General features: G+C 60.9%; 15 protein-coding genes. 8 read left to right on the top strand and 7 right to left on the bottom strand.

From position 1 onward, the window contains the following. Nucleotide 1: 1 nt before the first annotated feature. Complete coding sequence (locus MB02_RS09215; RefSeq protein ID WP_067535932.1) at nt 2-607, bottom strand: protein-L-isoaspartate O-methyltransferase family protein; 606 nt, start codon at nt 605-607, stop codon at nt 2-4. Nucleotides 608-783: 176 nt separating this feature from the next. On the opposite strand from MB02_RS09215, the gene MB02_RS09210 reads away from it, so the two are divergent. The 5 genes from MB02_RS09210 to MB02_RS09190 all read left to right on the top strand — a co-directional run bounded on the left by MB02_RS09210 (nt 784) and on the right by MB02_RS09190 (nt 4581). Beyond that, entirely contained in the window at nt 784-2310 is a 1527-nt protein-coding gene (locus tag MB02_RS09210; RefSeq protein ID WP_067535930.1) for a fumarate hydratase, read from the top strand. A gap of 63 nt (nt 2311-2373) precedes the next feature. Then, a complete protein-coding gene (locus MB02_RS09205; RefSeq protein ID WP_067535928.1) occupies nt 2374-2640 on the top strand; it encodes a hypothetical protein in 267 nt (88 codons plus the stop codon). 86 nt (nt 2641-2726) lie between these two features. Beyond that, the gene (locus MB02_RS09200) at nt 2727-3551 is read left to right on the top strand and encodes an acylglycerol kinase family protein (RefSeq protein WP_235829478.1); all 825 of its coding nucleotides are present in this window, start codon (nt 2727-2729) and stop codon (nt 3549-3551) included. Next, entirely contained in the window at nt 3544-4293 is a 750-nt protein-coding gene (locus tag MB02_RS09195) for a metallophosphoesterase family protein (RefSeq protein ID WP_067535920.1), read from the top strand. Before MB02_RS09200 ends, MB02_RS09195 begins: the two co-directional genes overlap by 8 nt. Before the next feature lie 93 nt (nt 4294-4386). After that, nucleotides 4387-4581 carry a CTP synthetase gene (locus tag MB02_RS09190; RefSeq protein WP_067536417.1) on the top strand — a complete coding sequence of 65 codons (195 nt, stop codon included), beginning with the start codon at nt 4387-4389 and terminating at the stop codon, nt 4579-4581. Between the two features lie 73 nt (nt 4582-4654). On the opposite strand, the gene rpsI is transcribed toward MB02_RS09190, so the two are convergent. From rpsI to MB02_RS09170, 4 genes are all read right to left on the bottom strand, one after another. Then, nucleotides 4655-5197 carry a 30S ribosomal protein S9 gene (gene rpsI, locus MB02_RS09185; protein ID WP_082826080.1) on the bottom strand — a complete coding sequence of 181 codons (543 nt, stop codon included), beginning with the start codon at nt 5195-5197 and terminating at the stop codon, nt 4655-4657. After that, nucleotides 5197-5676 (bottom strand): 50S ribosomal protein L13, encoded by a 480-nt coding sequence (gene rplM / locus MB02_RS09180; RefSeq protein ID WP_067535917.1) that lies wholly within the window; start codon nt 5674-5676, stop codon nt 5197-5199. The genes rpsI and rplM overlap by 1 nt, the downstream gene beginning before the upstream one ends. Before the next feature lie 163 nt (nt 5677-5839). Continuing rightward, nucleotides 5840-6175 carry a divalent-cation tolerance protein CutA gene (cutA, locus tag MB02_RS09175; protein ID WP_067535915.1) on the bottom strand — a complete coding sequence of 112 codons (336 nt, stop codon included), beginning with the start codon at nt 6173-6175 and terminating at the stop codon, nt 5840-5842. Continuing rightward, the gene (locus tag MB02_RS09170; protein WP_067536410.1) at nt 6172-7200 is read right to left on the bottom strand and encodes a COX15/CtaA family protein; all 1029 of its coding nucleotides are present in this window, start codon (nt 7198-7200) and stop codon (nt 6172-6174) included. The genes cutA and MB02_RS09170 overlap by 4 nt, the downstream gene beginning before the upstream one ends. Nucleotides 7201-7333: 133 nt before the next feature. Here MB02_RS09170 and MB02_RS09165 point away from each other — a divergent pair, with 133 nt between their 5' ends. The 3 genes from MB02_RS09165 to MB02_RS09155 all read left to right on the top strand — a co-directional run bounded on the left by MB02_RS09165 (nt 7334) and on the right by MB02_RS09155 (nt 9368). After that, on the top strand, nt 7334-7705 hold the full coding sequence (locus MB02_RS09165) for a MerC domain-containing protein (RefSeq protein ID WP_067535908.1): 372 nt from the start codon (nt 7334-7336) through the stop codon (nt 7703-7705). A 16-nt stretch (nt 7706-7721) separates the two neighbouring features. After that, on the top strand, nt 7722-8702 hold the full coding sequence (thiS, locus tag MB02_RS09160; protein ID WP_067535905.1) for a sulfur carrier protein ThiS: 981 nt from the start codon (nt 7722-7724) through the stop codon (nt 8700-8702). 135 nt (nt 8703-8837) lie between these two features. Continuing rightward, a complete protein-coding gene (locus MB02_RS09155; protein ID WP_067535903.1) occupies nt 8838-9368 on the top strand; it encodes a hypothetical protein in 531 nt (176 codons plus the stop codon). A 29-nt stretch (nt 9369-9397) separates the two neighbouring features. Here MB02_RS09155 and MB02_RS09150 read toward each other — a convergent pair whose 3' ends face one another. Beyond that, nucleotides 9398-11185, bottom strand: coding sequence for an AMP-dependent synthetase/ligase (locus MB02_RS09150; RefSeq protein WP_067535900.1), 1788 nt, complete (start codon nt 11183-11185; stop codon nt 9398-9400). 94 nt (nt 11186-11279) lie between these two features. Beyond that, entirely contained in the window at nt 11280-13004 is a 1725-nt protein-coding gene (gene ggt, locus MB02_RS09145) for a gamma-glutamyltransferase (protein WP_067535892.1), read from the bottom strand. Nucleotide 13005: the final 1 nt, after the last annotated feature.

The following is a 13005-nucleotide window of genomic DNA, read 5'->3' as shown; positions in this document are numbered from 1 at the left end:
TTTAGAAGCTCCAGCCCTTGGGCTTGTCGAATTCATGCAGGACGGGAATACCCATTTCCGCCAATGGCAGCAGGGCCAGTTCGCCACCCGCCTTGCGCCCGGTGGCAAGGCGGGTCACGCCGCGATTGACGAGACCGGTGACGATTCGGCCATTATCGGCGAGTCGCCTAGCAAGCCCTGCCGGCAATTCCTCAATCGCACCATCGATCAGCAGCAGTGTGAAATCGCCACGCTTGCGTGTATTCCCTACAGCATCTGTGGGATCGATCACTTCGATGGAAGTGGCGAGTGTCTTGATCAGAGCGAGAAGATATCCGCTGCCGCCATCGACAATCAGTATCTTGTCGTCCGCCCGGGGTGCGGCTTCGGCCAGCAAGCGACCGTAAAACAACGGAGCGGCGATATAGCGTCCCTCACCCAAGGATACGGCCCTGTCGATATAAGCGTGCGCTTTCGCACCTGGGGGAACGAATTCCTCACGAGCGACAGCGTTCATGGCGGAAAGCGCGAAATCCTCGTTCACGCCGCTTACCCTGAGCTGGCTGTCGATCATCGCGCGTCGCGCAGCGGCGAAGCCGTCGGCCGGGCGATCTTTCACCATCGTCATTTATCGAACCTTTTTCCGCAGCTTGCCCGATTAAAGGCAAACCGTGCTTCTTTCCACCCGCTTTAGGGGACAGGTCCTCACTCGCCAAGGGCTTTGACGGCAGGGCATGGCCGGGCCTATGGGACACACCGATTCCGCAGAAGACGGATACCGACCCAGCAAGGAGCCCGCCACCCATGGCCGATATGGTGACCATCCGCGAAGACGACCTGATCGAAAGTGTCGCCGATGCGCTGCAATATATCTCCTACTTCCACCCGATGGACTACATCCGCGCATTGGGCGAAGCCTACAAGGCGGAGCAGGGACCGGCAGCGAAAGATGCCATTGCCCAGATTCTGACCAACAGCCGTATGTGTGCCGAAGGGCATCGGCCGATCTGTCAGGATACGGGTATCGTCAATGTCTTCATCAAATGGGGACAGGAATGCCGGCTCGATTCGAAGCTCAGCCTGCAGGACGTGGTGGATGAAGGGGTGCGCCGCGCTTACACGCATCCGGAAAACAAGCTGCGCGCGTCCGTGCTGGCAGATCCGGCATTCACCCGTCGCAACACGCGGGACAACACCCCTTGTGTTCTGTCTGTCGAGATGGTGCCTGGGCGGAAGATTTCCATCGACGTTGCGGCCAAAGGCGGCGGGAGCGAGAACAAGTCCAAGTTCAAGATGATGAATCCCTCCGACAATATCGTCGACTGGGTGCTTGAAATGTTGCCGCAGATGGGTGCCGGCTGGTGTCCGCCCGGCATGCTGGGCATCGGCATTGGCGGAACCGCCGAACATTGCGTGAAGCTCGCCAAGGAAAGCTTGATGGAGCCGATCGACATGGCTCAGTTGAAAGAGCGCGGCCCCCAGAACGATATCGAAGCGCTGCGGATAGAGATCTTCGACAAAGTGAATGCGTTGGGCATCGGGGCGCAGGGCCTTGGCGGCCTGTCGACTATTCTCGACGTCAAGATCAGGGATTGGCCCTGTCATGCGGCGGGCAAGCCGGTTGCGATGATCCCGAACTGTGCGGCGACGCGCCATGCGCATTTCACGCTCGACGGTTCCGGCCCGAGTTTCCTCGAACGGCCCAAGCTCGACGAATGGCCGGAAGTGCATTGGGCCCCGGATTCAAGCGCGAAACGCGTCAATCTCGACACGTTGACAGCAGAGGAAGTTCAGAGCTGGAAAGCGGGCGACCGGCTGTTGCTCAACGGTGCTATGCTGACGGGGCGCGATGCGGCGCACAAACGCATTCAGGACATGCTGGCGAAGGGCGAGGAACTGCCCGTAAGCTTCAAGGGGCGTGCGATTTACTATGTCGGCCCGGTTGACCCGGTGATGGGTGAAGTGGTTGGCCCGGCCGGCCCGACAACCGCGACCCGAATGGACAAGTTCACCGACATGATGCTGGAACTCGGCTTGCTGGCAATGATCGGCAAGGCGGAACGCGGTCAGGGTGCAGTGCAGGAAATCGCCAAGCACAAGGTGGCCTATCTGATGGCCGTGGGCGGCGCGGCCTATCTGGTCGCCCGCGCGATTCGCGAGGCTAAAGTGGTCGGATTCGAAGATCTCGGCATGGAAGCGATCTACGAATTCACGGTTGAGGACATGCCGGTTACGGTCGCGGTGGATAGCGAAGGGACCAATGTCCACACGCTTGCCCCGCAGATCTGGAAGAAGAAGATCTCCGAGGAGCACTTGTTACCGGCGAGTTGATCGTAACTTTCCGCCCGCAAAGACCATTGGCAGGCGGGCGGAAAAGGCGCAGGATCGTCAGCGATGGCGATCCTGTTCATTTTCCTGCTCGGTATCGGCAATTTCGCCATGCACAAGGCCGTGCTCGAAAGTGGGCACCCACTGCTGGGACAGATGCCCTGGTTCGTGCACATGCTGGGCGGGCGGGTCAGCATGGCCACCGAATTTCTCATCCTGCTGGCCGCATTGCTGCTTGTGGCCAATGGTCACCCCGGCTGGGGTATCGCCTATTTCCTTTATAGCGGGATCAATGGGATTGCTGCCTGGCTCATCATTACCCGGCGGGTCTGAATGCGGGAGCTACTGCACTTTACCGGGAACCAGCCTCCGTTTCCCGCGCTTTTCCAACGATGAAGAACAAAGGCAAAACCTGGTTGGTGCTGAACCGCGCGAGTGGCAGCCATGATGACGAACGTGCGGAAAAGTTGGTTCATTGGCTGGAGCGTGCAGGGCACGAGCCGGCACGCATTGTCGATTGTTCTGAACAGGGCCTTCCGGACCGTGCGACACTGGAAGCGGCAGGAGTCGGGCTGCTTGCGGTGCATGGCGGTGACGGCACGCTCAATGCAGCCATAACCGGCGTCGAAGGCTGGGACGGGGATGTGTTGGCATTACCCGGTGGCACCGCGAACCTGTTGTGTCGTTCTCTGTACGGCGATGCGGAGATCGACGACGTGTTGGAGCAATTCGCTGGAGGAGCGTTGAGGCTGTGCCGGCGACAGGTCGTCAGGGGCAGAGACTGGATCGCTCTGGCGGAAGTTCTTGCCGGGCCGGGGGCTGCATGGGCAGATGTGCGTGAAGACCTGCGTGATGGCGATTTGGCGGAGCTTCTGTCAGGTGCGATAGACGCTGCCAGTCTCAGCACCGCAGGGCCCATGGTCGCCATTCATGATCCTTCCCTCGGTCGCGAAGAGGGTTATGCCGGTGTCAGGCTGGTTCCCGGCGGGGAGGGGATGGCAGTCGAGGGGTATGGTGCGGCGGAATTCGGAGACTACCTGAAACAGGCCCTCGCCATTCTCGGACGCGACTTCCGGTCAGGGCCGCACGACGAATTGGGCACCCATCGCAGGGTCGTTTGCCGTATGGCCGACAATGTGTCGATTCCGCTGATGGTGGATGGCGAACGTCGCGACGGAGCCATGGAAGAGCGATTTGACCTTGCCGAATTTGCCGCAAACCTGTTTTGCAGGGCTGATGGCTGAAACGGTTACCTTGTTCCATGTCAGTGACGTCCATTTCGGCGTCGAAGACCATCAGGCGCATCACTGGTTTGCGGACGCCGTTGCCCAGGAACGGCCGAATGCGGTCGTCTGCACAGGTGACGTCACGCAACGGGCAACCAAGCGCCAGTTTGCCGCTGCGGCCAAGTGGTTTGGCGGGTTGAATGTTCCGTTGACGATCGAACCGGGCAATCACGACATGCCTTATTATAATCTGTTCGAACGTTTTCGGACCCCGTTCAGGCGTTTCGAGCGGCTTCGGGACGCAGTCGATGCCGAACTGGAATTCGCCGATCTCGCAGTGGTGCCCTTGCGGACCACAGTGCGTGCCCAACGGCGCTTCCCATGGTCGGATGGGGTCGTGAAGAAGAAAGCTCTCGCGGCTACTGTGGCCGAGTTGGAGCGGATGGCCGACGATGGACGATACAAGATCGTGGCCTGCCACCATCCTCTGATGGCAGGCCCTCCAGGCTCACCCAATCCGACGATTGGTGGAGATCAGGCTTTCGCCGCCCTGGCGCGAGCCGGAGCGGACGTGGTCCTGTCAGGTCATGTGCATGACGCGTTCGATCTTACTTTCGATGTGGAAGGGCGAGCCTTGCGGATGATCGGGGCGGGTACTTTGTCGACGCGGTTACGCTCCAGCAGGCCATCGTACAATGTTCTGCGTTATCATCCGCAGAAGGGGCTGACGGTTGAACATCGCACGCTTGCGGGGGCCTGAACTGCCGAGTTTCATTTGACCGGAATCAAGGATTTGCTGCGCTTGGCGAGTATGCTGAACAATGAAGGGGTGGACTAGCGAAAGGGGATGACCATGCTTCGCCTGATGTCGGTGCTGTTCTCGATTGTCGGCACCACTCTGATGGGGATCGGAATCGTGGCCGTGCTGGTCATGGGGCTGGACACCTGGAAACCGATCATTCTCGCGGCCATAGCGGGCTTCGTCATCGCGGTTCCCGTCAGCTGGTTTGTCAGCCGTGCGATACTGAAAGGGCAGGACGCACCCTGACTGCAAATAATATCCAGACGAAAAAAGGCGGCTCCATGGGGAGCCGCCTTCTTGTTCGGTGGTTCGCGAAAACTTAGCGCTTCGAGAACTGGAAGCTGCGGCGAGCCTTGGCCCGGCCGTACTTCTTACGTTCGACCACGCGGCTGTCGCGGGTAAGGAAACCAGCAGCCTTGACCATGGAGCGCAGAGCAGGCTCGTACTTGGTCAGCGCCTGGCTGATACCGTGCTTGACCGCACCGGCCTGACCCGAAAGGCCGCCGCCCTTGACGGTTGCGACAACGTCATACTGACCCGAACGGTCAGTGATGTCGAACGGCTGGTTGATAATCAGGCGCAGCGTCGGACGTGCGAAATAGACTTCCTGATCACGGCCATTGACAGTGATCTTGCCGGTGCCGGGCTTCACCCATACGCGGGCAACAGCGTCCTTGCGGCGGCCAGTGGCATAAGCACGGCCCTGGGCGTCGATTTCCTGTTCACGCAACGGGGTGGAAGAAACGACCGGTGCCGCCGGGGCTTCCGCGGCGGCTTCAGCAGCAGGTGCGTTGCCGGTGATGTCCTTCAGGTCGGCGAGGTCGGAGACCGTGTTCGCTCCGTTATTCGATTCAGGGGCCATTATGCAGGAGCCTTGTTCTTGCGGTTCATCGAAGCGACGTCGAGCGTCTCGGGCTGGGTGCCGCCATGCGGATGCTCGGTGCCGGCATAGAGATGCAGCGCCTTCATCTGCGCACGGCCAAGCGGGCCGCGGGGAACCATCCGTTCAACTGCCTTTTCCAGCACGCGTTCGGGGAAGCGGCCTTCCAGGACCTTCGCAGCGGTGACCGCCTTGATGCCGCCGGCATAGCCGGTGTGCTTGTAGTAGGTCTTGTCCTTGAGCTTGTTGCCGGTCAGCCGGACCTTGTCCGCGTTGATGACGACGACATGGTCGCCGCAATCGACGTGCGGGGTGAAGCTGGGCTTGTGCTTGCCGCGCAGGAGGTTGGCGATAATCACCGCAAGGCGGCCGACTACCAGACCATCGGCATCAATCAGATGCCATTTCTTTTCCACCTCGGCCGGCTTGATCGACCGCGTGGTCTTGCTGAGCGCCTTCATGGGCTGTCAAATCCTCATATCTGAAAAATCTGCCGGTACGCGCGAACCATGATGCCGCATGCACCTGCGAAGGCGCGCCAATGTTCCCGAATCGCTCCAAAGTCAAGCGATTCCGGGCCCTGCCGAAGAGGTATAATAATACCGTAGCTCGTGACGCGGGAGATCAGGGGCGATCAGGTGGCGCCAATGCGCCGATCCAATTCACTGTCTCCACTGCTGCGGCATCGCACCGCCAGCCAGTAATGGCAGGTACTTCGTACGGGTGAATTTCGGCAAGCCGGGCGACTGCGGCATCGAGCAGGGCCGCGTCAGTTTTGAACAGGGCGCCGCATTCCGTCCCGCTGCTGCGTTCCCCGTTCCAGATATAGAGAGAACGTATGGCAGGCAAAATATTGACGCATGCCACCAGCTGCTCGTCCAGCAATTGTGCTGCGGCGGCTTCCGCAGAGGCGTCGTCGGCGAAGGGCGACCAGATCAGGGCCAGCCCACTTTCACTCACCGGGTGCGCCCTGCTGCATGTGCGCCCCAGGCTGTGGCGGCGACCAGCAGGGCCCCGACAAGCTGGTGCAACACGGCGAGCCACAGGGCGATGCCCGTCATCACCGTTGCAATCCCCAGCAGCACTTGTGTCCCGAACGTGGCATGCACTGCGATCGAAGCCGGACGACTACCTGCCCGACGGGCCCTGCGCGCCAATACGACCAGCAAGGCGACAACGACCCAGGCCCACCAGCGGTGAATGAAATGGATAAGGAAAGGGTCATAGAGGAACGCGTGTAGCGGACCTTGTGACCAATCGACGCCTTCGGGAAAGAAATGGCCCTGCATCAATGGCCAGTCACTGGCCACATAACCGGCCCTTTCCCCGGCAACAAACGCCCCGAACAGCAATTGCAGCGCCAGTGCAGCGAGGGCGAGTGCGCCGAAAGAAGTCAGCCGGGGCCGAGGTACGCCCCGCGCAACCGCTCTGAAGTCGAGCGCGGTCCAGACCAGAGCGCCCAGTGTCAACAGGGCGACCAGAAGATGCGTGGCGAGACGGAAATGGCTTACGCGATCGCCGGAATCGGTATGCAGGCCTGATGTCACCATCCACCAGCCGACCGCGCCCTGAAATGCGCCCAAGGCCAGCAGGCCGAGCAAACGAGCCTTGTAACCCTGGGGTATCAGCCCCTTGGCCCAGAACCAGATGAGAGGGAGCGCATAAGCCAGCCCGATCACGCGGCCGAGCAGCCGGTGGACCCATTCCCAGAAGTAGATGAACTTGTAATCCGCCAGAGTCATGCCCGCCGGGCCATTGACGTCCAGATACTGCGGAATCTGCTTGTATGCCTCGAATTCGGCTTGCCATTGGGCATCCGTCAGCGGTGGGATCGCACCCGTTACCGGCTTCCACTCCGTAATCGAAAGACCGGATTCGGTCAGGCGGGTGATACCGCCCACTGCAACCATCGCAACCACGAGGGCGGCGACAACGAAAAGCCAGCGGGCAAGTAGCAGCGCCGTCTCGTTTCGCGTTTGCCGCATTGCAATTCCTTCTTCTGCCGGAGCGACCATGGCGGGGCTTTTGGGCAAGCGATTGATAAAGTGCAAGCGAAGGATTCCCGTATTGCGACGGTTGCCCGTTGAAAGATGTTACAATGTATCATAGATAGTCGCCATGCGTGCTGCCCTGCTTTCGATTCGTCACCGACTGGACCGTGTCGGAATTGCCTTGTCCGGCCTCTGTCTCGTCCATTGTCTCGCTGGTCTGATGCTGGTGGCGGTGCTCGGGATCGGTGGTGGCTGGCTGCTCGCGCCCGAGATTCATCGCATCGGGCTGGCATTGGCTGTCGGGGTCGGGATCGTAACGATCGGCTTGGGAGTGCTGCGGCACGGACGGCTGGCGCCGCTCGTTCTCGGGGCAATCGGCCTTTCCCTGATGGCGTCGGCGCTGGCCGTCGGTCATGGGGTGGAAGAGGCGGTATTGACGATCTGCGGTGTCGTTCTTCTGGCCGCGGGACACATCCTCAACTTGCGTCATACGCATTGAGCGCTATCTGGCGGGCATGACGTCCGTTCTCTCCCTTGTAGTCAATGGTGAAACCCGCCGGGCGGCGCCCGGCTCGATCGCCGACCTTGTCCGCCAGCTCGATCTCCTGCCTGAAAAGGTCGCGGTTGAACGCAATGGCGAAATCGTGCCGCGTTCTACCCTGGCAAACGTGATGCTGGCCGACGGTGATGTGCTGGAAATCGTCCATTTCGTCGGCGGCGGTGCCGATGACGACAGCTGGGAGGTCGCGGGCCGGCGATTCACCTCCCGCCTGATTGTCGGTACCGGCAAATACAAGGATTTCGCGGAAAATGCGGCTGCGGTGGAAGCGAGCGGCGCTGAAATCGTCACAGTCGCCGTACGCCGGGTCAACCTGTCCGATCCCAAGGCCCCGATGTTGACGGACTTCATCGATCCGAAAAAGACCACTTACCTGCCGAACACGGCCGGATGCTTTACCGCGGAGGATGCGATCCGCACTTTGCGCCTGGCGCGTGAAGCGGGCGGATGGGATCTGGTGAAGCTGGAAGTGCTGGGGGAAGCGCGCACTCTCTATCCCGACATGCGCGAAACCCTGCGGGCGACTGAAATCCTGGCGAACGAAGGCTTTCTGCCGATGGTCTATTGCGCGGATGATCCCATTGCGGCCAAGCAGCTCGAAGAAGCAGGCGCGGTCGCCATCATGCCACTTGGCGCACCGATCGGATCGGGTCTTGGCATTCAGAACAAGGTGACGATCCGTCTGATCGTCGAAGGAACCAATCTGCCGGTGCTGGTCGATGCGGGCGTCGGAACGGCAAGCGACGCAGCGATTGCAATGGAATTGGGCTGCACAGGTGTGCTGATGAATACTGCCATTGCCGAAGCGAAGAACCCGTTGCGCATGGCGCGGGCGATGAAGCTGGCGGTAGAGGCGGGCCGCGAATCCTATCGTGCGGGACGCATGGCGACGCGGAAATATGCTGACCCGAGCAGTCCCCTCGCTGGTTTGATCTGATCCGCCCTCTTTGCGGATCAAAGCAGATCTAAGGGTTTCCCTGCCGATAAATTGGCATCGTTTACTGGTTGCTAACCATGTGTGGCCGATGATCGGTCCCGACGCGCCGCAAGGTGTGGCGCAAGGGGCAAGACGATGAACGATACCGGGACTGCCACTCTGACCATTGCCGAACTGCGCGAATTCGCCGGTTTCGATCCGGCTGAGCAGCGTTACATCAAACGCAGCCTGGATGTGGGGCTGGGTCGCCAGGACGCCTTCAAATTGTGGGCGCGGGATTCGGCGGAACTCGCTTCCATCCGCAGCCAATATGTCGCCTATCAGGATCTCAAGGCCTTGCGGGCGGAACAGCCGGATGAATTCACGTTCGACGGAATGATCGGCCCTTTCATGGGACAGCTGCTGCGCGTGACCGCATTCGATCTTGCGCAGGAACGGCTGTCTTGCTTCTCGGCCTATCGCTTTCTTTATGAACGTCTGCTGGGCCCGCATGCGAGACCGTGGTTGCCGGCAGCATTCTGTGGCGCGGCGGCCTTGCCGCAGATTCGCCCCGATCGACGCAAAATGCTGCTCCAGTCGTTAAGCGAATCCGCAGCGACGGCGCCGGGCTGGTCCGATCGCGAACCCAGCTTCTATCCCGAGTATGTCGAGGAGGAAGCGGCCTGACCGGAATGGCCTTGGGCCGCTATGACGTTTCAATTTCTGTAGAGCGCGTCCAGCCGATCGCCATAATGCTCGCGAATCTTGTGGCGGCGGATCTTCATGCTAGGTGTCAGTTGTTCGTTTGCGACTGAGAACGCCTCGTCCGCAAAGACGAACTGGCGTACCTTCTCGATTACCGAAAGATCCTGATTCACCCTGTCGACAGCGGTACGGATGACGGCTCTGAATGCCGGCAGGTTCTGCAGTTCCGCAAGGTCGAACCGCTCGTCATTGGCTTGTGCCCACTCCAGCGCCCATTCGGCATCCGGAACGAGCAGGCCGACAATGTAGGGCCGCCGATCGCCAGCCACCATCGCCTGCGCGATCTCCGGTTGCAGTGTCAGCATGCCTTCGATCTTCTGCGGGGCGATGTTATCGCCCTTGTCGTTGACGATCATGTCCTTCTTGCGGTCGGTAATGACTATCCGGCCTGCTTCATCGATATGTCCGATGTCGCCGGTATGTAGCCAGCCGTCGATCAGTGCGGCTTCGGTCTGGGGTCTGTTGTGCCAGTACCCATGCATGACGAGTTCGCCGCGGCACAGGATTTCACCGTCCTCGGCAATTTTCACTTCCACCCCCGGGAGCGGAGGCCCCACCGTATCCATTTTCAGGCCAGCTGAGGGTCTGTTGCAGCTGATAACCGGGCCGGCTTCGGTCTGGCCATATCCCTGCAACAGGGTCATGCCCATGGCAGTGAAGAAATTCCCGACATCGGGATTGAGCGGAGCCCCTCCGGAAACCAGGGCCTTGATCCGCCCCCCGAACCGTTGCCGGATCCGTGGCCGCAAGGTCCGGTCGAGGATGAAATCCATCGGCAGATCGCGCAATCGGCGCTTCCCCTTGATGGTGAGCGCGCGATCCATCAGGAAACTGGCAATCCGCCCTTCCTTCTCGATCTGTTTCATGATCCGGCTGCGCAACACTTCGAACAGGCGGGGAACCACGATCATGATTGTCGGGCGAACTTCGGCGATATTGCTGGCCAGCTTTTCCAGCCCTTCCGAATAATAGATCTGCGCGCCCAGCCCGATTGGCAGGAATTGTCCGCCAGTATGTTCGTAGGCATGGGAAAGCGGCAGGAAGGAGAGGAACACTTCGTCGCCTGGCCCGAAATCCTCATGCAAAACGGCAGTGGCGCCACCGACATTGCTCAGGATAGCGCCGTGATGCTGGGGCACCCCTCGTGGGGCACCGCCCGTGCCGCTGGTATAAATGATACAGGCCATGTCGCCACGGCCGACTTCGGACATGCGGCTTTCGACCGCGGCGCGGGCCGCTGCATGATCGCCAGCCGCCATTTTATTCCAATCGTGCCAGGTGAAGCTGCATTCCTGGCTATGCCTGAGCGGCTCCATGGCGATGAGATGTTCGGCAATACCGGACCGCATCATGGCCGGAAGCAGTGGCTCTGCAAGTTTGCCCGAAGATACGATTACCGCCCGCGCACCCGAATTGTCGAGAATGTGGAGATGGTCACGTTCCGTATTCGTGATGTAAGTGGGAACGGTGACGCAGCCGGCCGCCATGATCGCCAGATCGGCAACGCACCACTCCGGCCGGTTTTCGGACACCAGCACCACCCGGTCGCCGCGATTGAGGCCCAGTTCTCTCAGGCTTTCGGCCATGGTGCAGACTTGCCGCGCAGCCTCCGCCCAACTGAGAGATTTCCAGGTGCCGTCACCCTTGGTCCAGAGGAAGGGGCGATTGCCCAGGACATCAGCACGGGCAAGGAACAGGCTGACGAGATTGTTTGCCGCGTCGATATCCGAAAGCTGCACGCCCTACCCCCGTATCCCGGCCCCCGTCATAGGGGGCTAATACGAGGTTTATGACGCGTTAGTCTTTGCGGCAAGCCTCCGCAGGCCACCCATCCTATGGAATGATCGCTTCGCCCTCGCTGCGGGGGTCGGCTGCGCCGGTCCAGCCGTTCGGGCTACGAACGGCGGCATTGGTTTTCAGCGGCAGCTTACGCGCCGCGACCTTGTGCCCCAGTTCTTCAAGGCTTGGAATCATCGCTTCCAGAGTACTGCCCTGTTCGACATAAACTGTGTCTCCGGGCGCGAACAGCACAGGCAGGGACAGGGCCTGAGATGCGGTCAGTTTCCAGTCGATCACGCCGATGATGGCGCGGACGACCTGCGCTGGAATGGTGGCCCCCCCCGCCGCGCCGACCGCCATGAACAGCCTGCCGTCGGGCGCGTAGATGACAGTAGGCGACATGGAACTGCGGGGCCGCTTGCCGCCATCGACCCGGTTGGCGACGGGTTTGCTGTCCCTGGCTGGTACGAAACTGAAGTCGGTCAGCTCATTGTTGAGAAAATATCCTCCTACCATCATGCCCGAACCGAACGGGCCTTCGATAGTCGATGTATAGCTGACTGCGTTGCCGTCCTTGTCGATTGCGACGAAATGCGATGTCCCGGATTCAGGCGGCTCGACACCGTCCGATAATGGCGACCCGGCACCGGGCGGCGTGCCGGGGTTGACCTGTGCCATTGTGTCGACAGGGGAGATCAGCTTGCCCCGTGCGGCGAGATAATCCGGATCGGCAAGGCCGGCTACGGGCACCGCTACGAAATCGCTGTCCGCGAGATAGAGTTCACGATCAGCATAGGCGAGGCGCATGGATTCTGCGATCAGGTGCCAGGCCACCGGTGAAGTGGAGCCCAGCGCGGCGAGGTCGAAACCTTCCAGCTGCTTCAGAGTCGCAAAGACAGTCGTGGCGCCCGATGAAGGCGGGCCCATGCCGCAGATGCGATAACCGCGATAGGTACCACAGACCGCTGGACGCTCATGCGCGGAATAGGCTGCAAGATCGCTTTCCCTCATGCCGTCCGGGTGCGGCGTCTCAGCGGCGACGCGTGCCGCGACAGCCTTTGCATTCGCACCGAGATAAAATGCGTCGACCCCTTGTTGGGCGATGTCTTGCAGAGTTTGCGCCAGAGCCGGATTCCTGACCAGCGCACCTGCCGCCAGCGGCTCGCCCGCCTGATCGAAATAGAGCGCTTGCACTTCCGGATCGGCACGGGCGTGATCGTGGGCCGTTTCAAGGACATTGTGCAATCGAGGGCTGATGCGGAAACCGTCCCGTGCAAGGGCGATGGCCGGTTCGAACAGTTTGGCCCAGGCAAGCTTGCCATGGCGACGATGGGCTTCCTCAGCCAGCCGCAGGTTGCCGGGTACGCCTACGCTGAGACCGGACATGACAGCGTCCATGAACGGGAGAGGCTGGCCCTTGGTATCGAGGAACCAGCCGGGGAAGGCTGCCTTGGGCGCGGTTTCGCGCCCGTCGATGGTTTCAACCGCACCATCGGCTGCGCCGCGAACATAGAAGCCGCCCCCGCCGATTCCCGAACTTTGCGGCTCCACGACGTTGAGCGCCAGCATTGTCGCGATCGCGGCATCCGTTGCGCTGCCGCCTGCGCGCAGCATTTCAGCCCCTGCCTCCGCCGCGCGCGGGTCCGCCGCGCTGATGAGCCCGGTTTGTCTCTGTTCCCGGGTGACTGCTTCGTGTGGGGTGCCTGACACCGTAGTGCAGGCGCCGAGCAGCAAGGGGAGGGTGATGGCGCTGGCAAGGCGGCGAAAGAAGGTCGTCATG

Source organism: Croceicoccus estronivorus, from assembly GCF_001625325.1.
Taxonomy (GTDB): domain Bacteria; phylum Pseudomonadota; class Alphaproteobacteria; order Sphingomonadales; family Sphingomonadaceae; genus Caenibius; species Caenibius estronivorus.
Note: the sequence above shows the minus strand (reverse complement) of the source record. Positions and strands in the feature narration are given on the sequence as shown.

Excerpts from the sequence above, each read along its gene's own strand:
- MB02_RS09215 (WP_067535932.1), bottom strand. The coding sequence starts at position 607 with ATGACGATGGTGAAAGATCGCCCGGCCGACGGCTTCGCCGCTGCGCGA.
- MB02_RS09210 (WP_067535930.1), top strand. The coding sequence starts at position 784 with ATGGCCGATATGGTGACCATCCGCGAAGACGACCTGATCGAAAGTGTC.
- MB02_RS09205 (WP_067535928.1), top strand. The coding sequence starts at position 2,374 with ATGGCGATCCTGTTCATTTTCCTGCTCGGTATCGGCAATTTCGCCATG.
- MB02_RS09195 (WP_067535920.1), top strand. The coding sequence starts at position 3,544 with ATGGCTGAAACGGTTACCTTGTTCCATGTCAGTGACGTCCATTTCGGC.
- MB02_RS09190 (WP_067536417.1), top strand. The coding sequence starts at position 4,387 with ATGCTTCGCCTGATGTCGGTGCTGTTCTCGATTGTCGGCACCACTCTG.
- rpsI (WP_082826080.1), bottom strand. The coding sequence starts at position 5,197 with ATGGCCCCTGAATCGAATAACGGAGCGAACACGGTCTCCGACCTCGCC.
- rplM (WP_067535917.1), bottom strand. The coding sequence starts at position 5,676 with ATGAAGGCGCTCAGCAAGACCACGCGGTCGATCAAGCCGGCCGAGGTG.
- MB02_RS09170 (WP_067536410.1), bottom strand. The coding sequence starts at position 7,200 with ATGCGGCAAACGCGAAACGAGACGGCGCTGCTACTTGCCCGCTGGCTT.
- MB02_RS09165 (WP_067535908.1), top strand. The coding sequence starts at position 7,334 with ATGCGTGCTGCCCTGCTTTCGATTCGTCACCGACTGGACCGTGTCGGA.
- thiS (WP_067535905.1), top strand. The coding sequence starts at position 7,722 with ATGACGTCCGTTCTCTCCCTTGTAGTCAATGGTGAAACCCGCCGGGCG.
- MB02_RS09155 (WP_067535903.1), top strand. The coding sequence starts at position 8,838 with ATGAACGATACCGGGACTGCCACTCTGACCATTGCCGAACTGCGCGAA.
- ggt (WP_067535892.1), bottom strand. The coding sequence starts at position 13,004 with ATGACGACCTTCTTTCGCCGCCTTGCCAGCGCCATCACCCTCCCCTTG.